20 protein-coding genes are annotated in these 22,614 nt (G+C 71.2%); 7 read left to right on the forward strand and 13 right to left on the reverse strand.

Going from position 1 to position 22,614, the window contains the following annotated elements; all coding sequences use genetic code 11:
- Positions 1–5: 5 nt before the first annotated feature.
- Positions 6–617, reverse strand: a complete 612-nt coding sequence (locus EAO79_RS18880) for a hypothetical protein (protein ID WP_124769985.1) — start codon at positions 615–617, stop codon at positions 6–8.
- A gap of 132 nt (positions 618–749) precedes the next feature.
- Here EAO79_RS18880 and EAO79_RS18885 point away from each other — a divergent pair, with 132 nt between their 5' ends.
- Entirely contained in the window at positions 750–1,253 is a 504-nt protein-coding gene (locus EAO79_RS18885) for a metallophosphoesterase (protein ID WP_124769986.1), read from the forward strand.
- A gap of 6 nt (positions 1,254–1,259) precedes the next feature.
- Here the strand turns inward: EAO79_RS18885 and EAO79_RS18890 are convergent, their stop codons facing one another.
- From EAO79_RS18890 to EAO79_RS18925, 8 genes are all read right to left on the reverse strand, one after another.
- The gene (locus EAO79_RS18890; RefSeq protein WP_124769987.1) at positions 1,260–1,904 is read right to left on the reverse strand and encodes a hypothetical protein; all 645 of its coding nucleotides are present in this window, start codon (positions 1,902–1,904) and stop codon (positions 1,260–1,262) included.
- A 138-nt stretch (positions 1,905–2,042) separates the two neighbouring features.
- On the reverse strand, positions 2,043–3,155 hold the full coding sequence (locus EAO79_RS18895) for a Gfo/Idh/MocA family protein (RefSeq protein ID WP_124769988.1): 1,113 nt from the start codon (positions 3,153–3,155) through the stop codon (positions 2,043–2,045).
- Positions 3,156–3,237: 82 nt separating this feature from the next.
- Positions 3,238–3,933, reverse strand: a complete 696-nt coding sequence (locus EAO79_RS18900) for a ThuA domain-containing protein (RefSeq protein ID WP_064295003.1) — start codon at positions 3,931–3,933, stop codon at positions 3,238–3,240.
- Between the two features lie 49 nt (positions 3,934–3,982).
- A complete protein-coding gene (locus EAO79_RS18905; protein ID WP_079706768.1) occupies positions 3,983–4,936 on the reverse strand; it encodes a carbohydrate ABC transporter permease in 954 nt (317 codons plus the stop codon).
- Complete coding sequence (locus EAO79_RS18910; protein WP_071258845.1) at positions 4,936–5,862, reverse strand: carbohydrate ABC transporter permease; 927 nt, start codon at positions 5,860–5,862, stop codon at positions 4,936–4,938. Before EAO79_RS18910 ends, EAO79_RS18905 begins: the two co-directional genes overlap by 1 nt.
- Before the next feature lie 7 nt (positions 5,863–5,869).
- Positions 5,870–7,180 carry an extracellular solute-binding protein gene (locus EAO79_RS18915; protein ID WP_124769989.1) on the reverse strand — a complete coding sequence of 437 codons (1,311 nt, stop codon included), beginning with the start codon at positions 7,178–7,180 and terminating at the stop codon, positions 5,870–5,872.
- Between the two features lie 50 nt (positions 7,181–7,230).
- The gene (locus EAO79_RS18920) at positions 7,231–8,421 is read right to left on the reverse strand and encodes a Gfo/Idh/MocA family protein (RefSeq protein ID WP_124769990.1); all 1,191 of its coding nucleotides are present in this window, start codon (positions 8,419–8,421) and stop codon (positions 7,231–7,233) included.
- A 216-nt stretch (positions 8,422–8,637) separates the two neighbouring features.
- Positions 8,638–9,684, reverse strand: a complete 1,047-nt coding sequence (locus EAO79_RS18925; RefSeq protein ID WP_124769991.1) for a LacI family DNA-binding transcriptional regulator — start codon at positions 9,682–9,684, stop codon at positions 8,638–8,640.
- Positions 9,685–9,872: 188 nt separating this feature from the next.
- Between EAO79_RS18925 and xylA the strand changes: the two genes are divergently transcribed.
- The 3 genes from xylA (at position 9,873) to EAO79_RS18940 (ending at position 14,056) form a co-directional block, all read left to right on the forward strand.
- Positions 9,873–11,063: a xylose isomerase gene (gene xylA / locus EAO79_RS18930; protein WP_064295008.1), complete on the forward strand. Its 1,191-nt coding sequence runs from the start codon at positions 9,873–9,875 to the stop codon at positions 11,061–11,063.
- A 129-nt stretch (positions 11,064–11,192) separates the two neighbouring features.
- A complete protein-coding gene (gene xylB / locus EAO79_RS18935; RefSeq protein ID WP_124769992.1) occupies positions 11,193–12,626 on the forward strand; it encodes a xylulokinase in 1,434 nt (477 codons plus the stop codon).
- A 386-nt stretch (positions 12,627–13,012) separates the two neighbouring features.
- Positions 13,013–14,056 (forward strand): NADPH:quinone reductase, encoded by a 1,044-nt coding sequence (locus EAO79_RS18940; protein ID WP_124769993.1) that lies wholly within the window; start codon positions 13,013–13,015, stop codon positions 14,054–14,056.
- 25 nt (positions 14,057–14,081) lie between these two features.
- On the opposite strand, the gene EAO79_RS18945 is transcribed toward EAO79_RS18940, so the two are convergent.
- From EAO79_RS18945 to EAO79_RS18960, 4 genes are read right to left on the reverse strand one after another with little or no spacing between them, the layout of a single operon-like run.
- Entirely contained in the window at positions 14,082–15,194 is a 1,113-nt protein-coding gene (locus EAO79_RS18945) for a glycerate kinase (RefSeq protein ID WP_124769994.1), read from the reverse strand.
- A gap of 4 nt (positions 15,195–15,198) precedes the next feature.
- On the reverse strand, positions 15,199–16,251 hold the full coding sequence (locus EAO79_RS18950) for a Xaa-Pro peptidase family protein (RefSeq protein ID WP_241160938.1): 1,053 nt from the start codon (positions 16,249–16,251) through the stop codon (positions 15,199–15,201).
- A complete protein-coding gene (locus tag EAO79_RS18955) occupies positions 16,248–17,417 on the reverse strand; it encodes a Gfo/Idh/MocA family protein (protein ID WP_124769995.1) in 1,170 nt (389 codons plus the stop codon). The genes EAO79_RS18950 and EAO79_RS18955 overlap by 4 nt, the downstream gene beginning before the upstream one ends.
- The gene (locus EAO79_RS18960; RefSeq protein ID WP_124769996.1) at positions 17,414–19,435 is read right to left on the reverse strand and encodes a DUF6807 family protein; all 2,022 of its coding nucleotides are present in this window, start codon (positions 19,433–19,435) and stop codon (positions 17,414–17,416) included. Before EAO79_RS18960 ends, EAO79_RS18955 begins: the two co-directional genes overlap by 4 nt.
- A 126-nt stretch (positions 19,436–19,561) precedes the next feature.
- Here EAO79_RS18960 and EAO79_RS18965 point away from each other — a divergent pair, with 126 nt between their 5' ends.
- From EAO79_RS18965 to EAO79_RS18975, 3 genes are read left to right on the forward strand one after another with little or no spacing between them, the layout of a single operon-like run.
- A complete protein-coding gene (locus EAO79_RS18965; protein WP_124769997.1) occupies positions 19,562–20,530 on the forward strand; it encodes an NAD(P)-dependent oxidoreductase in 969 nt (322 codons plus the stop codon).
- Positions 20,531–20,544: 14 nt separating this feature from the next.
- Entirely contained in the window at positions 20,545–21,486 is a 942-nt protein-coding gene (locus EAO79_RS18970; protein WP_124769998.1) for a 5-dehydro-4-deoxyglucarate dehydratase, read from the forward strand.
- A gap of 2 nt (positions 21,487–21,488) precedes the next feature.
- Positions 21,489–22,583 (forward strand): mandelate racemase/muconate lactonizing enzyme family protein, encoded by a 1,095-nt coding sequence (locus EAO79_RS18975; RefSeq protein ID WP_124769999.1) that lies wholly within the window; start codon positions 21,489–21,491, stop codon positions 22,581–22,583.
- The last annotated feature ends 31 nt before the right edge of the window (positions 22,584–22,614 follow it).

The following is a 22,614-nucleotide window of genomic DNA, read 5'->3' on the forward strand; positions in this document are numbered from 1 at the left end:
GCCGCTCACGCCGGCTGGCGGACCGTGGTGACGATGTCGACGAGGTGCGGGTCGGCCGGCGCGGAGCCGAAGCCGAAACGCACGGGCGGGTCGAGTCGAGCAAGGGCGCCGAGGTCAGCACCGGACCAGCTCGCGGTGGCGGCGGTGATGCGGCGAGCGCCGGTCACGCCGTAGTACTCGCGTCGACCGTTGCCGGCGGAGCCCGCCGTCCGGGCGCCGGGTTGGAGCACGCGGGCGAGGGGGTCGATGGTCTGCAGCCAGACGGGGTTCACGGCCACGGGTTTGGGGACGACCCGGAGCGCACGACCGGGCGGCGGGCTCCCGCCGATGCGGAGGGTCGTGTCGAGCGGACCGCCCACGAAGCGGAGCCCCGTCGGCAGGCGCGTCCAGCCGACGGTGCCGATCTCGACGTCGTCGAAGGTGTACGTGGTGGAGATGAAGTCGGCGATCTCCTGCGTCGGCGCGAGCAGCAGGCGTTTGCCGCGGGAGTCCTCGATCATCGCGTCGGCGAAGGAGCCGAACGGGGACGTCGACCAGAGCCCGAGGACGATGCGGACGCCGCCCGTGGTGCCGTAGCCGGCGATCCTCCCGGAGAAACGAAGGTCGGTTGCGGGCATGGGATCACCCTAGTCGCCCCTCCTGCGGGAGTGTCCGTGAACAGCGGTCCGCGGCCCGGCCGCCGAGCCGGTCGACCGGCGCGGGAGCACCACCCGGTTGACGGCGTCGGCGCGATCCGCTTCCGTGGGAACATGCCGACCTCGCTGCTCCTGCTCGCCGACACCCACCTGCCGAAGCGGGCGAAGGTCCTGCCTGACGCGGTCTGGGCCGCCGTCGACGCAGCGGACGTCGTCGTCCACGCGGGTGACTGGGTCGACGAGGCGACCCTCGACGCCCTCGATGCGCGCGCCGCCCGCCTCGTCGGCGTCTTCGGCAACAACGACGGCCCCGGCCTCCGCGCGCGTCTTCCCGAGGTCGCGCGCTTCGAGCTCGACGGGCTGCGGTTCGCCGTCGTCCATGAGACGGGGGCGGCGACCGGTCGCGAGCGACGTGCCGACGAGGCCTTCCCCGACACCGACGTCCTGGTCTTCGGGCACAGCCACATCCCGTGGGACTCGGTCTCCCCCGCCGGTCTGCGTCTGCTCAACCCCGGGTCGCCGACGGACCGCCGTCGTCAACCGGAGTGCACGATGATGACCGCTCGGGTTGAAGACGGTGGGCTCAGGGACGTCCGGGTCGTCCCGGTCGCCCGCTGAGGCGGATCAGCCGCAGTACTCGCTGTCGATCTTCGCTTCGTCGCGGACGACGATGCCGTCGACGAGGTCGTCGGTCACGGAGAAGTTGATCCAGTGTCCGGCGTCGTCGGTGACGGCGTAGAAGACGGCGTACTTGCCCTGCTGCTCGGTGAGCGCCGGGTAGGCGGCCCGGAGTTCCTCGAGGGTCGATCCGACGCCCACGCCCTCAGCGGTCGTCGGCGAGGCTGCGACCGCCGCAGACGCGGGCCCGCCCCACGCCTGCAGGACGATCTGGTTCACGACCCCGGTGCTCTGCGGATCGGGGAGCCAGACCGAGGGCAGCCCATCGGCGGCGTAGGCGGTCACCCACGGGCAGGCCTCCTGCGTCGCGACGGTGAAGGCGGTCATGAACGACGCCGTGCCTTCGATCGGCGCGCCGACCTCGATCGGGCCGAGCCCGGTGAACGACACGATCCAGGACGCGGGATCGGCGAGGTCGGGACCGGTGGGCGTCGGCGTCGGCGACGGTGTCGGCGTGGCCGTCGTGGTCGCGGTCTCGGTCGGTGCGGGCGTCGATGCCCCAGCGCCGCCCGAGCATCCGGCCAACGCCAGTGCTGCTGCGATCGCCAGGACGGTGACGACCGGACGTCGGTGTGCTCGTGTGAACGACATCATTCCCCCAAATGTGTGCTCGGATCAGCCCATCCTCGCACACCGACCGGTCCCACCCCTGCCCGCGAACTGTCACTTCGGCACAGTTCCAGCCGCCCGGACCAGCGCCGAGTGACAGTTCGCGGGCAGGGGAGGAACTCAGGCGACGGTCGCGGGCTGCAGCACCGGTGCAGGGCGGGGGACGGTACTGGTCAGCTCCACGACGCGGTGCTCACGACCGGCGACGATGATCGCCTCCATGATCTCCAACACGTGGAACGCGAGGTCGCCCGAGGCCCGATGCGGTCGGTCCTGCTCGATCGCCTCGGCCAGGTCCGACAGGCCCACCCCGCGCCCGGCGTCGACGAAGCCTGCGCTGTCGGGGACGGCACGCCAGGTGCGGTCGTCGGCCGTCGCGATCTCCACCGGGTCCGAGAACCGGTTCGGGTCGGGCACGGCGACCGTCCCGCCCGTACCGTAGACCTCGAAGAGCGGCACGCGGCTCGCCCACACCTCGAACGAGACCGTCACGGTCGAGACCACCCCGTTCGCGTGCTCGAGGATCGCGGTGACGTGCGTGTCGACCTCCTCGTGCACCGGGATCGGCGTCCCGGCCAGCGCGCCCGTCGCCACAGAGCGCTCGCGATCCGACCGCGCGACCGCCCCCGACACCCGCACGACGGGACCGAAGAACGACACGAGGCTCGTCAGGTAGTACGGTCCCATGTCGAGGAGCGGCCCGCCACCGGGCTGATAGTAGAACGCGGGGGCCGGGTGCCACAGCTCGTGTCCCGGGGCGCTCCAGGCGACCGCCGCGGCGATCGGCCGACCGATGGCGCCGCCGTCGAGCACGGCGAGCGCCGTCTGGACGCCCGACCCGAGGACGGTGTCCGGCGCGCTGCCGACGCGGAGGCCCTTCGCCGCCGCGAGCTCGAGCACCGGTCGCGCCTCGGCGGTCGACAGCGCGAGCGGCTTCTCCCCGTAGACGTGCTTGCCGGCCTCGAGGGCTCGGAGCGCAACCTCGGCGTGCGCGGCCGGGATGGTCAGGTTCAGGACGACGTCGACCTCGGGGTCGGCGAGCAGCTCGTCGACGCTCGACGACCGCACGCCCTGTTCGGCGGCGACCTCAGCGGCGCGGGCGAGGTCGAGGTCCGCGACGACGACGAGCTCGAGGTTCGGCAGCTTCGGGAACTCGGCGAAGTACTGCTTCGAGATGTTGCCGACGCCGATGACGCCGACCCGGAGGACGGACCCTCCGGTGGTCTCGGACACTCCGTTCAGCGTGCTGCCCACAGCAGGCCCCTTTCGATGATGGTGCGGCCGGCGTTCTGGCACCCGTCTTCGACGATCCCGTTCAGCGTGCTGCCCACAGCAGGCCCCTTTCGATGATGGTGCGGACGTTCGGGTCCTCGACGATCTCGATGCGGTGACCTGGAGCGGACACGAAGATCCGACCCTTCCCCCACTGCCGCGTCCAGATGGCAGGCGCCGTGACGGGACGGTTCCATGCGTCCCAGGGCCGTACCTCCTGCGTCGTCGTCGCGAGGACGTCGTTGTACTCGTCGCTCAGCACCCAGTACTGCTCGGTGACGAGGTCGAAGTCCTCGATGCCCTCGGTGATGGGGTGCGTCCGGCCGTACTCGGTGATGTGGACGGTGTAGGGGATGTAGTTGTCGGACTGCTCCCCCGTCCGCTCGGCCGGGTCCTTGCCGGCGTGGTGCGCGAACTGGCCACCGATCATGTGGAGGTAGTCGGCGTTGTTGCGGTAGGAGTCCGCGATCCCGCCGTGCCAACCGGCCATGCCCGTCCCGTTCAGGACGGCGCGTTGCAGGCCGGCGAACTCCTCCGGCTCGATGGTGTTCATCGTGTTGATCTGCACGATGAGGTCGACCGTGTCGAGGTAGTCGGTGTCCGTGTAGACGGTGGTCCCGTCCTCGACGCGGACGGTGAACCCGTTCGCCTCCAGGAAGGGGATGAAGGCCGCGGTCGTCTCGACGGGCATGTGCCCGTCCCAGCCGCCTCGCACCACGAGCGCCTGCTTGTCAGTCATGTGTTCCTCTCAGGGGATGGTCGGGTGTCCGGTCGGGTCGCGACCGGCACTACTTGCTGAAGCCGGCGGTCATGCCGCTGATCAGCTGGCGTCGGCCGAACAGGTACAGGATGAAGATCGGCAGGGTCGACAGCACCACGGCGGCGAGCACGGCCGGCACGTTCACGCTGAACGACCCTTGGAACGTCCACAGCGACAACGGCAGCACCCGGTTGCTCGGCGACTGCGTGAGCACGAGTGGGAACAGGAAGCCGTTCCACACGTTGAGCGCGTTGTAGAGCGCGACGGTGACGATCGCCGGCCGGGCGAGCGGGAGGACGAGGGAGACGAGGGTCCGCCAGCTCGACGCCCCGTCCACGGTCATCGACTCGAACAGCTCCTTGGGGATGTCGCGGATGAAGTTCGACAGGATGAGCACGGTGACGGGCACCGCGAAGCCGATCGACGGCAGGATCAGCGCCAGGAGGGTGTCGTAGAGCCCCGCCTTGCTGAGCATGTAGAACAGCGGGATGATCGTCGCCTGCAGCGGGATCGCGAGGCCGAGCAGGAAGAACGAGAACGCTCCCCGCGTGAACCGGGAGTTGGTGCGCACGATCGCGTACGACGCCATGAGGCAGACGAACACGGTGACGGCGACGCTCGCGACGGTGATGATGACGCTGTTACCGAGGTAGAGGAAGAAGTCGCTCTGCAGCACGAGGGCGTAGCCGTCGAGGGTCGGGTCGGTGGGCGGGATGAGCTGGTTGCTCGAGAAGAACCCGGCCTGCGGGCGCACGCTCGTGATGACGATGTAGTAGATCGGCAGCACGATGATGAGCAGCCAGATCCAGGCGCCGATCCCGCCGAGGATGTTCGGTTTGCGGCGGGCACCGCGGGGGCGCTTGCCTCGCGTCTCGTGCTCGCCGGGGCGTCCGCGCTTGGACCCGGCGGTCGAGACGCTGACCGTGTCGAGGCTGCCCGTCGGGAGCGCGCCGGGCTTCGTGAGTGGGTTCGTCGCTGACATCAGAGGCCCTCCTGCTGGCTGTCCATCTTGGCGAAGCCGCTCAGCTTGGTGAGCAGCAGGGCGATGGCGAGACCGATGACGGCCAGGATGATCGCCATGACGCTCGCCTGCCCGAACTGACTCGCGGAGAAGCCCGTCACGTACATGAGGATCGGGAGGATGCGGGTACCGGCGCTCGGAACGCCGCCGGTGAGCACGAAGATCACGTCGAAGTAGGTGAGCGAACCGATGATCATGAGCGTGGACGACGTCACGAGCGTGTACCGCAGCTGCGGGAGCGTGATGTGGAAGAACTGCTTGACCGTCCCGGCCCCGTCGATCTCGGCCGCCTCGTAGAGTGACGCCGGGATCTGCCGCACGCCGCCCTGGAACAGGAGCGTGTGGAAGGGCACGAACTGCCACGCGATGATGAAGATCACGACGAAGAGCACGAGCTGCTGGTTGCCGAGCCAGTCCTGCTTGAGGAACGGGATGCCGAGTGACGCCGACAGGCCGAAGTTCGGGTCGAGGATCGCCTTGAACGCGATGGCCGTCGCCGCCGACGACAGCAGCAGCGGCAGGAAGAAGATCGCGCCGAGGACGGCCCGGTTGCGCTGCTTGCCGGCGGTCCAGGTCCCGAGCAGCAGGCTGATCGGGGTCTGGACGATCCAGGAGATCACGATGACCTTGAGGGTCAAGACGAGGGCGTCGATCGCGACCGGGTCGACGAGGACGGAAGCCCAGTTGTCGAGGCCGACCCACGCGGGGTCGGTGATCGCGTCCCAGCGGGTGAAGCTCAGGTACAGGGCGACGATGAGCGGGATGATCGCGAAGACGAGGAAGAACCCCAGCGCCGGCGCGACCATCCAGCCGCTGGGGCCGGTGCGGCGGCGCATCGCTGCCGCACCGGCCCCTCGGGCCCCGTTCAATGGACGGGTGACGGTCATCGGGAGATCACTGTCCGATCGTCTTGTTCATGTTGTCGGAGAACTCCTGCGGGGTGATCTGCAGGTTGAACAGCTGGTCGAGGTTCGTCAGCAGCGCGGTCGCCTGTGCGGGCGGGAGCGCCTGGTCCCACGACATCTGGAAGTTCTTGGCGTTCTTCGTGAGGTCGTAGACGGTCGTGCCGAAGTCGCCGCCGGCATCCGCGATCTCCGCGTCGATGTCGGTGATGGGCGGCACCTGGCCGGCCTTCACCATGCGGTCGATGTAGCCCTTGTCGAACACACCCTCGGTGAGGTACTTCAGCGCGCTGGCCTTCTGCTCCTTCGTCGCCGAGGCGGAGATGGAGAAGTACCCGGACGGGTTGCCGACGATGTTCGACGGGTCGCCCTTGCCACCGGTGACGGCGGGGAAGGTCGTGTAGCCGAGACCCTTCTCGGCGAACTCGGCCGCTTGCTGCTTGAAAGTCGTCATGACCCAGGCGCCCTGGAGCATCATCGCGGCCTTGCCCGTGTAGAGCAGGGCCACGTCGGCGTTGCTGTCGGCCGTGACCGAGGCGTAGCCGTCGACGAACGCGCCGGCCTTCACGAGCTCCTGGATCTTCTCGTTCGCCTCGATGATGCCGGGATCGCTCCACGCGTCGGCTTCACCGGCCATGATCTTGTTGAAGGCCTCGGGTCCGGCGACGCGGTCGACGAGGTACTCCTCCCACATGAGCGACGGCCACTTGGAGGCACCGGCGAGTGAGAACGGGGCCACGCCTGCGGCCTTGAGCTTGGGGATGGCGTCGACGATCTCGTCGAAGTTCGTCGGGACCTCGACGCCGGCGGCCTTCAGGACGTCCTTGTTGTAATAGAACATGATCGGCGTGGTGGCGTTCATCGGCACCGCGTAGACCTTGTCGTCGATGACGCCCTGGTTCCAGACGGACTCGAGGAACTTGCCCTTGGCGTCCGCGGTCTCCGAGGTGATGTCGGCGACCTTGCCCGCGTCCACGTAGGAGTTCAGGGTTCCGCCGGCCCAGCTGTAGATGATGGTCGGAGCGCTGCCTGCGCCGACTGCGGTGCGGATCTTGGTCTTGTAGGCGTCGTTCTGGAAGTAGGTCGCGGCGATCTGGCCATCGGCGTTGGCGCCGTTCCACTCCTTGAGCGACGGGCCGAGGACGGTGTCCTCGTCGGTGCCGGTGAGGCCCCAGAGGGTGGCGCTGCCACTCGGCGCGCCACCGCCGCTGGAGCAGGCGGTCGCGCCGAGCATGAGGGCTGAGACGCCGAGGGCGACTGCGGCCAGTCGGGTCCGACGGCGGGATGAAGTACGAAGCGTCATTGCGTTCTCTCCTTGGTGGGTGCTGCTGCTGATGGTGCGATGGGGACGGATCAGTCGGTGGGCGTCCAGGCGCTGCCGTTCGCGGCGCTCGACTCGACGGCGCGCAGGACCCGCTGGACCTGCAGACCGTCGGCGAAGGACGGCTCGGGATCGGTGCCGCCGGTGATGGCCTGGACGAGGTCCCGCACCTGGTGCGAGAACGGGTGCTCGTAGCCGATACCGTGGCCGGTCGGCCACCAGGCGGCCATGTACGGGTGCTCCGGCTCGGTGACGACGATGCGCGTGAAGCCCTGCTTGCCGGCGGGAGCGGTGGCGTCGTAGACCTCGAGCTCGTTCATCCGCTCGAGGTCGAAGGCGATGGCTCCGCGCGAGCCGCTCAGCTCGATGCGGAGCGCGTTCTTCCGGCCGGTCGCGTAGCGGGTGGCCTCGAAGGCACCGATCGCGCCGTCCGCGAGTCCGCCCGTGAGCTTCGCGGTGAACCAGGCGGCGTCGTCGACGGTGACCGCGCCGCGTTCCTCCGAGGCGGTCCCGCTCAGGCCGACGGTCTCGCCGAGGAGTGGTCGCTCGGTGACGAAGGTGGCGAGCGTCCCGCTGACGGCGTCGAGTCGGGCACCGGTCAGGTGCTGCACGAGGTCGATGGCGTGCGCGCCGATGTCGCCGAGCGAGCCGGAGCCGGCCTGGTCCTTGTCGAGGCGCCAGGTCATCGGCCCCTCGGCATCACTCAGCCAGTCCTGGAGGTAGAGGGCGCGGATCTGACGGACGTCGCCGAGCGCGCCCTCCGCGATGAGCTGGCGGGCGTACCCGATGGCGGGCACGCGACGGTAGCTGAAGCCGACCATGGAGCGGACGCCGCGAGCCCTCGCCGCCTCAGCCGCGGCGACCATCAGCTCCGCCTCCTCGACGCTGTTGGCGAGCGGCTTCTCGCAGAGGACGTGCTTGCCGGCTTCGAGGGCGGCGATCGCGATCTCGACGTGCGATGAGCCGGGCGTGCAGACGTCGACGATGTCGATGGACGGGTCGGCGATGACGCTCCGCCAGTCGGTCGAGGCCGACTCCCAGCCGAACTTCACGCGGGCCGCTTCGAGTGCCTCGGGATTGCGGCCGACGATCGTGGCCATGACCGGTTCCGCGTCGAGGTCGAAGAAGCGCGGTGCGGTGCGCCAGGCCTGCGAGTGCGCGGCTCCCATGAAGCCGTATCCGATCATCGCGACCCGGAGTTCCGGCCGTCCGCTTCCCGCCATGTGCAACGCTCCCGAGCTGCTCGCGCAGCTGCGGCCCCGGGGTTCCGGATCGCTTCGCTGCGGTGCCCTGAAGCTAGCCCCGCCGCCTGTCTGCCCGCAACTTCCCCATCCAGCATTGGAAACTTTTCGCACCCGCCCATCCCCACCGCTGCCCGCGAACTGTCACTCCGACACAGTCCCGGCCGCCGGGACGAGCGGCGAGTGACAGTTCGCGGGCTACGGGGTGGGCGGGGCTGCGGTCGAACCCCGGACGACGAGGGAGGTGGCGAGGTCGAGGCGGATGTTGTCGACCGTCTCGGACCGGAGTTTCAGCACCAGGCGGGTGGCCTCCTCAGCCATCTCGATGAGCGGCTGCCGGATGGTCGTGAGGGCCGGGCCGACCCACTTGGCCGGCGGGACGTCGTCGTACCCGACGACCGACAGCTGCTCCGGGATCGATATCCCGAGCGAGCGCGCCGCCTCGTAGACACCGAACGCCTGCATGTCGTTGCCGGCGAAGATCGCGGTCGGCCGGTCCTCGAGCTGCAGCAGTTCGAGCGCCAGGACGCGTCCGGCCTCCGGGATGAACTCCCCGCGGCGCAGGATCGTCTCGTCGAGCGGGATCCCGGCCTCCTCGAGCGCGGACCGGTAGCCCGAGACCCGCGCCCGCGAGCACATGAGGTCCTGCGGGCCCGAGATCAGGCCGATCCTGCGGTGCCCGAGCTCGATGAGGTGGCGCGTCGCGGCCATCCCACCGGACCAGTTCGTGGAGCCGATGGCGGCGACCTCCGGGCCAGGATCCCCCGCCGGGTCGACCACGACGACCGGGATGTTGCGCGTGTGGAGCTGGCGCCGGTACGCCGGGTCGATGTCCGAGAAAACGAGGATGACCCCGACCGGCTTCCGCGAGATGATGCTCTCGACCCAGCCCTCGCCGGTCGAACGCCGGGCGCCCGTCTCGGTGAGGGTGACGCTCATGCCGTGCTGGCGCGCGACCTTCTCGACACCGCGGATGATCTCGAGCGACCAGGAGCTGTCGATGTATTCGAAGACGAGCTCGATGAGCGAGCCCTGCGCGAGCTCGGCACCGCGGCGACTGTAGCCGTGGCGGTCCAGCAGTCGCTCGACGATCTCCCGGGTGTCCGGCGACACCCCCGGTCGCCCGTTGAGCACCTTCGAGGCGGTCGAGACCGACACGGAGGCCTCTCTGGCGATGCGCGACAGGGTGGCCCGCCCGCCGACGCCGCCGGATCCGGCGGCCTGCACCGCGAGGTCGTCGCTCATCCGAGTCCTCCGATCCCTCTCCGTCGGGCCGGACGGCCGTCTCTGCAGCGAGAAGTTCTGCCCATGCTAACGAAATATTTCGCGACACCCGACCGGTGACGCGAGGCCGACGATCTGCTAGTCTCGACTATAAGTTGTTGTTAACAACAAATCATCCGCTCACCAACGACGTTGAAGGACTTGCACGCATGAGCCTCACCCCCACCAAAGCCGACCGGTTCTCCTTCGGCCTCTGGACGATCGGCTACAACGGGACCGACCCGTTCGGTGGCCCCACCCGCCCCGACCTCGACGTGGTCGAGGCCGTCACCCGCCTGAACGACCTCGGCGCCTACGGCCTCACCTTCCACGACGACGACCTCTTCGCCTTCGGCTCGACCGACGCCGAACGCCAGAAGCAGATCGACCGCCTCAAGCAGGCGCTCGCCGACACCGGCGTCATCGTGCCGATGGTGACCACCAACCTGTTCAGCGCGCCCGTCTTCAAGGACGGCGGCTTCACCTCGAACGACCGCGCCGTCCGACGCTTCGCCCTCCGCAAGGTGCTCCGCAACCTCGACCTCGCCGCCGAGCTGGGCGCCAAGACCTTCGTCATGTGGGGCGGCCGCGAGGGCGCCGAGTACGACTCCGCGAAGGACGTGCAGGCGGCGCTCGAGCGCTACCGCGAGGCCGTCAACTTCCTCGGCGACTACGTCACCGACAAGGGCTACGACATCCGCTTCGCGATCGAGCCGAAGCCCAACGAGCCCCGCGGCGACATCCTGCTCCCGACGCTCGGCCACGCGATGGCGTTCATCGAGACCCTCGAGCGCCCGGAGCTCGTCGGCATCAACCCCGAGGTCGGCCACGAGCAGATGGCGGGCCTCAACTTCACCGCCGGTATCGCCCAGGCGCTCTACCAGGGCAAGCTCTACCACATCGACCTCAACGGCCAGCGGGGCATCAAGTACGACCAGGACCTCGTCTTCGGTCACGGCGACCTGCAGAACGCGTTCTCGCTCGTCGACCTCCTCGAGCACGGTGGCGTGAACGGCGGCCCCGCGTACGACGGCCCGCGTCACTTCGACTACAAGCCGAGCCGCACCGAGGACATCACGGGCGTGTGGGACTCCGCAGCCGCCAACATGCGCATGTACCTGCTGCTCAAGGAGCGCGCCGAGGCGTTCCGCGCCGACCCCGAGGTGCAGGAAGCGCTGGCCGCCGCCCGCGTGCCCGAGCTGCGCGAGCCGACGCTCAACCCTGGCGAGACCGTCGAGCAGCTGCTCGCCGACCGCTCGTCGTACGAGGACTTCGACGCCGACGCCTACTTCGGCGGCAAGGGCTTCGGGTTCGTCCGCCTGCAGCAGCTGGCCGTCGACCACCTCATGGGCGCGCGCTAGCCGACACCCGCGAACCTGGCGTTCCGTCTCCTGATCCGAGAGGATCGGGGGCGGAACGCCGTTCCGCGTTCCACCCCACAGCAGACCCGGCGGTCACCCGACCGCCCACCACCGAGAACAGGGAGAGCGATGACGCTCGTCGCCGGCATCGATTCGTCCACCCAGAGCTGCAAGGTCGTCATCCGCGACGCCGAGACCGGAGCGCTCGTCCGCGAAGGACGCGCGGCGCATCCCGCCGGCACCGAGGTCGACCCGACCGCGTGGTGGCAGGCGTTGCAGGAGGCGGCCGCCGCCGCCGGCGGGTTGGCCGATGTCGCCGCGGTGTCGGTCGCGGCCCAGCAGCACGGCATGGTCGCGCTCGACGTCGACGGACGCGTCATCCGTCCGGCACTCCTCTGGAACGACACCCGGAGCGCGCAGGCCGCGACGGACCTCATCGCCGAGTTCGGCGCTGCGGAGCTCGCCCAGCGGACCGGGTGCGTCCCCGTCGCCTCCTTCACGATCACGAAGCTGCGCTGGCTGCGCGACGCCGAACCCGCGAACGCCGCCGAGGTCGCCGCCGTCGCGCTCCCCCACGACTGGCTGAGCTGGCGTCTGCGCGGCTTCGGTCCGGCCGACGAGAGCCCACTGGGCGCGGACCTCGCCGAACTGACGACCGACCGCTCCGACGCCTCCGGTACCGGGTACTGGTCCCCCGCCGACGGCGAGTACGACCGCGAGCTGCTCGTGGCGGCGCTCGGCCACGATGCGATCCTCCCGCGCGTGCTCGCGCCGGAGGAGTCCGCCGGGACCGGTGTCGACGGCGGCCTCATCGGGCCGGACACCGTCATCGGGGCGGGTGCCGGCGACAACGCGGGAGCCGCCCTCGGGCTCGGGGCGACGGCCGGCGATGTCGTCGTGTCGATCGGCACGAGCGGGACGGTGTTCGCCGTGACGCCGGCCGTGGTCCGCGACAGCTCGGGCACCGTCGCCGGGTTCGCCTCGGCCGACGGCGCGTTCCTCCCGCTCATCGCGACGCTCAACGCCGCCCGGATCCTCGACGCGGTGGCCGCGCTGCTCGGCGTCGACCACACGGAACTCGGTCGACTCGCGCTCGAGGCCCCGGCCGGGGCACGGGGTCTCGTGCTCCAGCCGTACTTCGAGGGCGAGCGCACCCCGAACCGGCCGGACGCGACGGCGACCCTCTTCGGCATGACCCTGGAGTCGACGACGCGCGAGGGCCTCGCCCGGGCGGCGATCGAGGGGCTGCTCTGCGGACTCGCCGACGGCCTCGACGCGGTGCTCGCGCAGGGCGTCACGGCGGAACGGGTCCTCCTCATCGGTGGTGCGGCGCAGAACCCGGCGGTGCAGGCGATCGCTCGCGAGGTCTTCGGCGTGCCGGTCGTCGTGCCGGCACCCGGGGAGTATGTGGCGGACGGCGCAGCCGTCCAGGCGGCCTGGGCGCTCAGCGGCACTCGCCCGCCGTGGGCTGCAGTGGGGGCCGGCGACGGCACCGACCATGCGGACGCTCTCGCTGCGGACGCGTCCGGGATCGCGCGGGAGCAGTACGCCGCCCGAGCCTGAGGCGGCACCGGTCGCCGGTCACTGAGCCTGTCGAAGTGCCACACACCAAAACCCCCGAACCGCAACGCCACCCGGTGGCCCTTCGACAAGCTCAGGGAACGGGTATCCCCTCCCCGGTCACCGAGCACCACCCGGTCACTGAGCGAACATCCTCCGGTCACTGAGCGAACATCCTCCGGTCACTGAGCCTGTCGAAGTGCCACACGCAGAAGCCTCCCGAGACGCAACGTCACCCCGGGGGCCCTTCGACAAGCTCAGGGAACGGGTATCCCCTCCCCGGTCGGTGGGCCGAACCCTCCCGGTCACTGAGCCGACCCCTCCCGGTCACTGAGCCTGTCGAAGTGCCTCCGCGGAATCTTCCGCGGGGCGGAGACGTTGGCCCCGGTATGCGATCGATCGTCTACTCCACCAACGGTGACCCGTCCGTCCTCCACCTCGTCGAGCGCGAGCTCCCCGAGCCCGGCCCCGGCGAGGTCCGCGTCAAGCTCGCGTTCTCCGGCGTCAACCCGACCGACTGGAAGACCAGGCGCGGCGGCGGCCCCTCGGGTGGCATGCCCTTCCCCGAGGTCGTCCCGAACCTCGACGGTGCCGGCCTGATCGACGCGGTCGGCCCGGCCGTCGGCGACGCGGCGACCACGACCACCTTCGCCGTCGGCGACCGCGTCTGGGTGTTCCTCGCCGCGCACGAGAGCCCGCTGGGCACGGCCCAGGAGTTCACGGTGCAGCCCGTCTCCCGTGTGGTCCCCCTGCCCGACGCCGCGTCATTCGAACTCGGCGCCAGCCTCGGCGTCCCCGCGATGACCGCGCACCGCGCCCTCACCGTCGCGCAGGACGGCCCGACCCGGCTCGCCCCCGGAGCCCTCGACGGCCGGACGGTCCTCGTCCAGGGCGGCGCCGGGGCCGTCGGCAACGCCGCGATCCAGCTCGCGCGCTGGGCGGGCGCGACGGTGATCAGCACCATCAGCAGCGACGAGAAGGCCCGCCTCGCGACCGCCGCGGGAGCACACCACGTCGTGAACTACCGCGAGGACGACACCGCCGCGGCGATCCGCGAGGTGGCACCCGAGGGCGTCGACCTCGTCGTGGAGGTCGCGATCGCGCAGAACCTCCCCCTCGACCAGGCGGTCCTCGCCCCGCGCGGCACGGTCGTCAGCTACGCCAACAACGGCGGTGACTCGATCACGCTCGACATCCGTCCGCACATGGGGCTCAACACGCGGCTGCAGTTCATGCTGCTCTACACGGTCGGCGACGCCGCGCTCCACGCCGCAGCCGAGGACATCACCGCCGCGATCGAGGACGGCGCGCTCGACGTCGGCGAAGACCACGGTCTGGCGCTGACGGTGTTCCCCCTCGCCGAGACGGCTGCGGCCCACGCCGCCGTCGAAGACGACACGGTCGGGAAGATCCTCATCGACGTCACCGCATGACGTACGTCACCGCCAGGTGAGGTGATCAGGGGCGGTACTGGGTGGCCAGTGCCGCCCCTGCCGCACGCAGGTGGACGAGCGGTTCGGCCATCGCCGCCTCGACACCGCCGGCCAGCGCCGTGAGCGATGCCGCCGCGAGGAAGATCCCCTCGGTGGGCGCCTGGATCGCCCCGGCGACGAGCATGGTCCGGTCCGCCGCGAGCCCGGCGACCCAGGAGGCGACCTTGCCGTCGGCCGTCTGGTCGTCGAAGCGGCCCTCGCCCGTGATCACGATCGACGCCGTCGCGGCCGCTTCCGGGAGGGCGATCGCCTCGCCGACACCGCGCGCGCCCGAAGTGGCGGTGGCGCCCCACAGCAGGAGGCCGTAGCCCGCACCGCCCGCGGCACCGGCACCGGGTTCGGCCGCGGCGCGTTCCGCACGGTCCGTCCCGAAAACCTCCGCAGCGCGGCTCACGAACCGGGCCAGGTTGGTGTCGAGGACCGCGACGTCGGCGGTGGTCGCGCCCTTCTGCGGGCCGAAGACCGCAGCGGCACCGCGGTCGCCGAGCAGCGGGTTGGTCACGTCGCTGAGGATGACCGCGCCGTCCGGCGGCAGCGCGCGGAGTCCGGCGGTGTCGATGTCGCGGAGCGTCGAGAGTCCGGCGTTGCCGGGCGCCACCGGTCCACCGTCGGCGTCCACCAGCCGCGCTCCGAGCGCGGTGAGCAGCCCGGCTCCACCGTCCGTGCTGGAGCTTCCGCCGATCGCGAGCAGGAGGCGTCGCGCACCGTGGTCCAGGGCGGCCGCGATGGCCTCACCGAAGCCGACGGTGTGCGCCGCGAACGGCTGCAGGGGGTCGAGCAGGGTCAGCCCGCTCGTCTGCGCGAGCTCCACGACCGCCGAACCGTCGGGCAGCTCGAGCCACTCGGCGTCCACCGGGCCGCCGACCGGGCCGGTGACCGTGATCGGGTGCCGACGCGCCCCGGGCACGGCGGCCGCGAAGGCGTCGAGCGTGCCCTCGCCGCCGTCGGCCATGGGGAGCGAGTGCAGGAGATCGTCGGGCCGAATGGTCCGCCACCCGTCGGCGATCGCCTCGGCGACCTCCGCGGCGGTCGCCGTGCCCTTGAACGAGTCCGGTGCGATCACGATGTGCCGGGTCATGTCTTCAGCCTCCCACGGCGGACGGGGTCGGGTGGGTCGAGGCCGTGCTCGTCGTCAGCACCTCGACACCGTCCGGCGTGACCACGACGGTGTCCTCGACCTTCACGCCGGGGGCGGTCGGGTTCCAGGCGAAGGCTTGCCAGAGCTGGACGACGTCGGTCGCCTCAGGCGTGGCGCGCGGATCGCGTCCCGCGTAGCCGGCCGCACCGCCCTGATGGTGCCTCATCCACTCGTCGGCGTCGAAGCCCTGCTCGGCGTACGCCGCACTCCCCGTGCGGAGGATGTCGGCGAGCGAGGCACCCGGCACGGTGGCGTCGAGATAGGCGCGTTCGACGGCGCGGATGCGCTGCATGTCCGTGGCGAACGGCTCCGCCGGGGTGCCGCCCTCGTCGAACCACCGCGTGAGGTTCACGATGAGCCCGTCGCGGCGGCCGCAGGCGACGAGCATCGCCCGGGAACCGAGTCGCCCCTCGGTCGGCAGCGGGTGCCGGTGGGCGAGTCTGCCCTCCCCGGCGACGAGGAGGACGAGCGGGTCGATACCGGCTGCGACGAGGCGCCCGGCGAGGTCCGCAGCGACCGCGCGTTCCGTCCGGGCGGGGTCGAGCTCGTCGACGAGCGTCTCGAGCGCCGACGTCGTCTCCCGCCCGAGCGAACGGAAGCGCGCGAGTTCGGCCGGGAGGAGCGACGCACGTGCGGCGCGCAGCTCGGCGGCGACGTCCGCCTCCTGCAGCACCCCGTCCCCACTCGGCAGCACCGCGTCGATCGGCGTGTGCCACGGCACCGTCCGAACGCGGATGTCGGGCAGCTCCTCGGCCTGCAGCCGGTCTACCTCGTTGGAGGTCGCGACGAGCCACGCGTCGCCCGGCGAGACCACGACCGCGACGATCGGGTCGGCCGCGAGGCTCACGTGGACGCGCGAGCCGTCGAGGTACCAGCTGACCGCTGCGGCGGACCGCAGCACGATCGTGCCTGCTCCGCGGGCCTCCAGGAGCGACACGAGTCGGGCGTGTTTGCGACGGCGGTCGTCCTCGTCCGGACCGGGCCGCTCGTGGTTCATCGCCGGGCCCAATCGGTCCCGAGCTCGGCGAAGGTGCTGCCGGAGGCGGCCGCTTCCGCGACGAGCTCCTCGATCCTCGGAATGACGGGGCGGCGCTCGTCGCCCGCCCCGAGCCACTCGACGAGATCAGCGGGGATGCGGTGTGGCGCTGGGGCCGACCGGACCGCGTCGAGGACGGCGGTGAAGGCGGACGCGTCGGCCAGGGAGCTGACGAGTGCGGCATCCTCACCAGCCCGGACCGCCTCGCGCGCGCGGAGGAGGTCGGGGAGCAGGTCGGTCCGGCCCGTCGTCCAGCGTCGCAGGGTGACGCCGTCGACGACCAGCTCGACCTCGTCGCGTGTGTAGTGGAACCGGATCGAGCCGAGCTCTCCGTGGACCGTGACCACCGGGTCGGTCGTCTCCTGTGCGCACAGGGTGAGCGCCGCGGTCATGATCGGACCGCGCTGTGGGGTGATGCGGACGACCGAGGTGTCATCGGCCTCGATGTCGTTCGCCCGGTACTGGTCGAGGTCGATGGTGGCGATCGCCGCGCGGTCGGTCGTGCCGCCGAGCCGGAGCATGGTCTGGACCGCGTGCGCGAAGGGGTTGGTGACGACGCCGTCCACGACGGGTGTGCCGTCGAGCGTGCGCCTGCCAGACCAGGCGGCACGCGTCCAGTACCCGACGGTGCGGACCCAGGTGCCCCTCGCCTCGAGTGCTCTCACGGCCCCGATCTCCGCGCCGGCGACGACGTCGGCGATCTCACCGATTGCGTGCGATCCGAGGCTCTGGAACCCGACCTGGACGAGCCCGCCGGTCCGGGCGGCGGTGGCCTGCAGCCGGTCGAGTTCGTCGTTCGAGGTGACCGGCGGCTTCTCGAGCAGGACGTCGGCGCCGTGCTCGAGAGCGGCGACGGCGAGGTCCAGGTGCGTGTGGATCGGGGTCGAGAGGATGACCACGTCCACCCGCCCGGCGGCGAAGCACTCCTCGAGCGAGTCGCGGAGCGGCGCGTCCCCGGCAGCGCGGTCCTCCTCGGTGAAGGTCCGGTCGACGAGTCCGACGAGGCGGATCGCGCCGGTCGCGGCGAGCGCCCTGGCTGCCGCCACGTGACTGGCGCCATGGCCGTGGATCCCGACGACCACGACGGTCGGGGCGGTGGTGGCGGTGGCGTGGTCGGTGCTGGTCATGCGTCACTCCCTGTGCTGCGCGGTTCAATACTGCGCGGTTCGGTGCTGCGTTCCTCGGCGGTGAGGAGCGCGCGGTGGATGGCGTCCGCCTGCTGCGCGTCCAGAGCGCCGTCGACGACGACCGCCTCCAGACCGGTGATGAGCGGGGTGTCGGCGGTGATGGTGGTGCGGCTGGTGGCGGCGAGCGAGACCCCGATACCCGGGTACTCGGCCGCACGGACGAACCAGGGGAAGGCGTTCGCTGCGGGCTGTCGGAACAGGACCGTGGTGGGGCGTCGAGGCGGCGTCGGGGCGGGCTCGGTGGTGTCGTCCGTCTGTGTGTCAGCGCTCCCGTCGGCGTCGAGGACGAAGGCGACCCAGGCCGCACGCGAGCCGTGCGCGGTCGACTCCCCCGGTCCGTCAGCGCTGAGGACGGACCGGTGGGCGTCCGCGGGCAACCGCCAGAACCATCCGCCGTAGCCGGCACCTTCGCGGCCGTTGGTGGCCGGCGATCCGATCGTCACCGTCGATCCCGTCGTCCGGAAGACACTGGAGACGGCGACGCGGAGCGCCGACCTCCCGCTCCCGACGCCAGGCACGGCGAACTCCTCGACGACCGTGCGGCGCGACTCCCTCAGCTGCGTCGTCCCGTCGCGTCCGATCCAGTCGAGCGACTGACGCAGCACACCGGCGTCCACCTCGGTCTCGGTGACGCGCTGGACACCGTGGTTGTCGAGCATCGTCGACCCCTGCCCGGCGACGTAGGTGCGACCGCCCCAGTAGGAGACGCCGTCGACGTCGGCGACGGCCATCGAGAGTCCGACATGGTGGGGGTGGTCCTCGGGAGCGGATTCCGTGACGACGGTCCCGCCGAGCGACGTGACGGGGTGTGCGAACGGTCGCGGGGCGTCTGTCGGTTCGAGGCCGCTGCCGTCGTGGAGGACGAGGACCTCGCGGTCGCCGAGCCGGGCGGTCAGCTCCGGTGAAATGGGGTGGTCGGTTCCACGCCAGACGGGCGGACTCGCGGCCGGGCGGGCGGCGGCGCTCTCCCGGGCGACGAACCGGGGTCGGAAGACGAGCGGGTGTCCACCCTCTGCGCCGCCGATGGTGTCGCGCAGTCTGGTCCACGCCTCGGCACCGAGCTCGCGTCGCGGGACGGACACCGTACTGAGCGCCGGCACCGCGAACGCCGCGAACGGGATGTCGTCGAAGCCGACCACACTGAGCGCCGAGGGGACGGACACACCGGCACCGCGGAGCGCCGAGACGAGCCCGAGGGCGACGAGGTCGTTGAAGGCGACGACGGCGGTCGCATCGTGCTGCACCACCGTGTCGACGACCGTCGCGCCGTCCACCAGCGCTGATCCGGCCGTCACGATGTCGACGGAGAGGTCGTCGTGGTCCGAGCACGCGCGGGCGATGCCGACCCGTCGGAGGCGATCGCCCTGACTCGCGGTGGGACCCGCGAGGTACAGGATGCGCCGGTGCCCGAGCGCGTGCAGCTCGGCGAGCACCTGCTCCATGCCGCTGGCGTAGTCGATGGACACCGACGGCACGGGCGAGTCGGCGAGCTCGCGGTTGACGAGCACGACCGGGTGGAGTTCGGCGAGCAGCGCTCGAAGCTCCGGCTCGGCCAGACGGGGTGAGCAGAGGACGATCGCGTCGCAGCGACGGCGGGCCTCGCGGGCCGCCGCCGCCTCGTCGGTCGGGTCCTCCTCGGTGTCGGTCACGAGGACGCGGTAGCCGTCGGCCGCCGCGGCCCGGGTGACCCCGCGCAGGATCTCCTGGAACATCGGGTTCTCGAGGTCGGGCACGACGACACCGATCGTGTTCGTGCGGCCGAGGGACAGACTCCGGGCCAGCATGCTCGGCCGGTAGCCGAGGGCGTCCACCGCGGCGAGGACGCGGTCGGCGATCGCCGCGTCGACGGTCGCCTTGCCGTTGAGCACACGGGACACGGTGGCCTTCGAGACGCCCGCCTGCTCGGCGACGTCGGAGATCGTCGGTGTCGGGCCAGCACTGGGGAACCGGTTGCTCATACGTCCTCGTTCAACTCGTCACGGGTGGTGCCGTCCTCAATCATCCTATAGGCTGACTCCGAGAAACCGGTTTCCCGGTTGGTGCGGTCGACCTGGTCGACCCGGACGTGGTCAGAGAGGACACCGATGCGCATCATCGTCACCGGCGGCGCAGGACGACTCGGGCGGAGCGTCGCGAGCACCCTCGCCGAAGCAGGCCACGAGGTCGTCTCCGTCGATCGGACCGACCCCGGACTCCCCGGCGTCGAGGGCCGGACCGCCGACCTCCTCGACCACGATGCGACCCACGAGCTCTTCGCCACCCTGCGGCCCGAAGCCGTGGTGCACCTGGCGGCGATCGCGGTGCCGTTCAGCGCGCCGGAGCACGTCATCCTGGCGACCAACCAGACGCTCGCCTTCACCGCCCTCACCGCCGGGATCGCCGCCGGAGCCACCAGGCTGCTGGCCGCGAGCAGCCCGACCGTCATCGGCTACGGCGCCCCGCACGGGTGGACGCCCGAGGCGCTCCCCATCACCGAGGAGCACCGGGTCGCCCCGTGGAACGCCTACGCACTGTCGAAGGTCGCGATCGAGTCGACGGTCGCGATGCTGGCCCGAGCCCACGGCGACGCCGTCGTGACCGGTGCGTTCCGGCCGTGCTTCGTCGTCTCCCCGGAGGAATGGGAGGGCGCGCCGACGCAGCAGGGGCACACCATCGCCGACCGGCTCGCCGATCCCGCGCTCGCGGCCGTCTCCCTCTACAACTACGTGGACGCGCGTGACGCCGGCCGGTTCGTCGCCGCCTGGATCGATCGTGCCGAAGCCCGACACTCCGGCGAGGTGTACTTCGTCGGCGCCGACGACGCCCTGGCCCTCGCACCCCTGTCCACCCTGCTGCCCGCGCAGGTCCCGAGCACCGCCGGATTCGCCGACGGACTCGTCGACCGAGCCGCCGCCTTCAGCAGCGCGAAGGCCACCGCCCACCTCGGGTGGCGCCCGGAGCACGACTGGCGATCCGCACTCAGCCCCGCCGAGGCTGCCCGGCTCACCGATCTGCTCGCCGCCGACACCGGCCAGCCGGCCACCACTCCTGTTCCAGCCCCAGCCCCACGATGACGAGGACCTCCACCATGCCAGCACCACTCGCCTTCGACGGCGTCCTGTACTTCCCGATCACCCCCTTCGACGCCGCGGGCGAGGTCGACCTGGGGCTCCTCGGCACCCACCTCGAGTCGCGACTCGAACACCGGCCCGGTGGGGTGTTCCCCGCCTGCGGCACCGGCGAGCTGCACGCGATGTCGCCGTCGGAGGCCGCCCGCGTCGTCCGACGGACCGTCGAGGTCGTCGACGGCGCCGTCCCGGTCATCGGTGGCGCCGGAGGAGGCGTGGCGACCGCCAAGGAACTCGCGGTGGCGGCCGAAGAGGCGGGAGCCGACGCGATCCTGCTCATGCCGCCATACCTCGTCTCCGGGCCGGCGGCCGGTCTGCAGGCGTACGTCGAGGACGTCCTCTCGGCGACGAGCCTCCCGGCGATCGTCTACCACCGGAACAACGCCCGGTACACGACGGCGACGATGCGCCACCTCGCCCGCAACCCGCAGGTCGTCGGTTTCAAGGACGGCGTCGGCGACGTCGCGGCCGCCCAGGACATCGTGCTGGCGGTGCACGAGGAGGGACGCGATGACTTCGCCTTCTTCAACGGCCTCCTCACCGCCGAGCTCACGCAGGCCGCCTACCGCGGCATCGGCATCCCGCTCTACTCCTCGGCCGTCTTCGCCATGCTGCCCGAGCTCGCGACGCTGTTCTACCGCGCGTACACCGAGCACGACGAACCGCTGCGCGAGCGCCTGCTCCGCGAGTTCTACCGGCCGCTGGTCGCCCTCCGCGACGAGACCCCCGGCTTCGCCGTGTCGCTCATCAAGGCCGGCGTCCGGCTCGGCGGCCTGCCGGTCGGTTCCGTGCGGTCGCCCTTCGTCGATCCGACCCCCGAGCAGACCGACCGCCTGGAGGCACTCCTCGCAACCGGTGCCGACCTCGTCGCCGAGCACGCGACGCTGGCCGCAGGGCGCTGACGATGACCCGGATCGCCTCCATCACCACCTCGCTCGGCCGGTTCGCCATGCCGCGCCCCTGGGTGCCCGAAGCCCCGTGGCTGCATCTCATCCGCGTGGACGTCGTCGACGACGAGGGGGCGACCGGGTCGGGCTTCACGTGGACGCCGACCATCGGAGCCACGGCCGTCCGGGCGTTGCTCGACGACGACATCTCCGCCGCCGCCGTCGGATCGACGACCGACCCCGAAGCGCTGTGGCCCCGGTTGTGGGCGCATCTGCACGAGGCCGGTGGCGGCGGGATCACGACGATCGCGCTTGCCGGGCTCGACACCGCGCTCTGGGACCTCCGTGGACGACGGGCCGGGCTCGGGCTCTCCGACCTCCTCGGCCGTCGACGCGACACGGTCCGGGCGTACGGCAGCGGGGTGAACCTCCACCTCGACGCCGCCTCGCTCGCCGCGCAGGTCGAACGGTGGATCGCGGCGGGCTACGACGCCGTCAAGATCAAGGTCGGCAAGCCCGACCTCGCCGAGGACGTCGACCGGGTGACGATGGTGCGCGAACTGCTCGGACCGGACCGCCGGCTCATGATCGACGCGAATCAGCGCTGGGACGTCGACCAAGCGGTCTCGTCCCTGGAACGGCTCGGTGTCGTCGACCCGGCCTGGATCGAGGAGCCGCTGCGCTCCGACGACACCGCGGGATACGAACGGCTGCGTCAGGCGACCGACATCCCGATCGCTCTGGGCGAGAACGTGCACACGATCCACCGGTTCCGCGACCTCGTCGACCGTGGCGTCGCCGACGTCCTGCAGCCGAACGTGGTCCGCGTCGGCGGCATCACCCCCTTCCTCGCGATCGCCGCGCTCGTCGACGACGCCCAGCTGACGCTCGCGCCGCACCTGCTCCCCGACCTCTCCGGGCAGCTCGCCCTCACCCTCGCGCAGGTCACCGAGGTCGAGGACGTCGAGGACGCGGGCTTCGTCGCGATCGGCGCCATCGACCCGCCCGGGCCGGTCACCATCGCCGAGGGCCGGGTGCAGGTCGAGCAGCGACCCGGCCTCGGCTTCGTGATCCGCGACCGGATCACCGAGACCGCTCCCGTCGCGCGCTGACCCCGTCCGCCGCCCGGCCCGCCGGCCGACC

Source organism: Plantibacter sp. PA-3-X8 (assembly GCF_003856975.1).
Classification (GTDB): Bacteria; Actinomycetota; Actinomycetes; order Actinomycetales; family Microbacteriaceae; genus Plantibacter; species Plantibacter auratus.

Coding starts and splice junctions, on each gene's coding strand:
- EAO79_RS18960 (WP_124769996.1), bottom strand. CDS start 19,435: ATGAGCAACCGGTTCCCCAGTGCTGGCCCGACACCGACGATCTCCGAC.
- xylA (WP_064295008.1), top strand. CDS start 9,873: ATGAGCCTCACCCCCACCAAAGCCGACCGGTTCTCCTTCGGCCTCTGG.
- xylB (WP_124769992.1), top strand. CDS start 11,193: ATGACGCTCGTCGCCGGCATCGATTCGTCCACCCAGAGCTGCAAGGTC.
- EAO79_RS18965 (WP_124769997.1), top strand. CDS start 19,562: ATGCGCATCATCGTCACCGGCGGCGCAGGACGACTCGGGCGGAGCGTC.
- EAO79_RS18950 (WP_241160938.1), bottom strand. CDS start 16,251: ATGAACCACGAGCGGCCCGGTCCGGACGAGGACGACCGCCGTCGCAAA.
- EAO79_RS18910 (WP_071258845.1), bottom strand. CDS start 5,862: ATGACCGTCACCCGTCCATTGAACGGGGCCCGAGGGGCCGGTGCGGCA.
- EAO79_RS18905 (WP_079706768.1), bottom strand. CDS start 4,936: ATGTCAGCGACGAACCCACTCACGAAGCCCGGCGCGCTCCCGACGGGC.
- EAO79_RS18945 (WP_124769994.1), bottom strand. CDS start 15,194: ATGACCCGGCACATCGTGATCGCACCGGACTCGTTCAAGGGCACGGCG.
- EAO79_RS18880 (WP_124769985.1), bottom strand. CDS start 617: ATGCCCGCAACCGACCTTCGTTTCTCCGGGAGGATCGCCGGCTACGGC.
- EAO79_RS18925 (WP_124769991.1), bottom strand. CDS start 9,684: ATGAGCGACGACCTCGCGGTGCAGGCCGCCGGATCCGGCGGCGTCGGC.
- EAO79_RS18970 (WP_124769998.1), top strand. CDS start 20,545: ATGCCAGCACCACTCGCCTTCGACGGCGTCCTGTACTTCCCGATCACC.
- EAO79_RS18940 (WP_124769993.1), top strand. CDS start 13,013: ATGCGATCGATCGTCTACTCCACCAACGGTGACCCGTCCGTCCTCCAC.
- EAO79_RS18885 (WP_124769986.1), top strand. CDS start 750: ATGCCGACCTCGCTGCTCCTGCTCGCCGACACCCACCTGCCGAAGCGG.
- EAO79_RS18890 (WP_124769987.1), bottom strand. CDS start 1,904: ATGTCGTTCACACGAGCACACCGACGTCCGGTCGTCACCGTCCTGGCG.
- EAO79_RS18975 (WP_124769999.1), top strand. CDS start 21,489: ATGACCCGGATCGCCTCCATCACCACCTCGCTCGGCCGGTTCGCCATG.
- EAO79_RS18900 (WP_064295003.1), bottom strand. CDS start 3,933: ATGACTGACAAGCAGGCGCTCGTGGTGCGAGGCGGCTGGGACGGGCAC.
- EAO79_RS18955 (WP_124769995.1), bottom strand. CDS start 17,417: ATGACCAGCACCGACCACGCCACCGCCACCACCGCCCCGACCGTCGTG.
- EAO79_RS18915 (WP_124769989.1), bottom strand. CDS start 7,180: ATGACGCTTCGTACTTCATCCCGCCGTCGGACCCGACTGGCCGCAGTC.
- EAO79_RS18920 (WP_124769990.1), bottom strand. CDS start 8,421: ATGGCGGGAAGCGGACGGCCGGAACTCCGGGTCGCGATGATCGGATAC.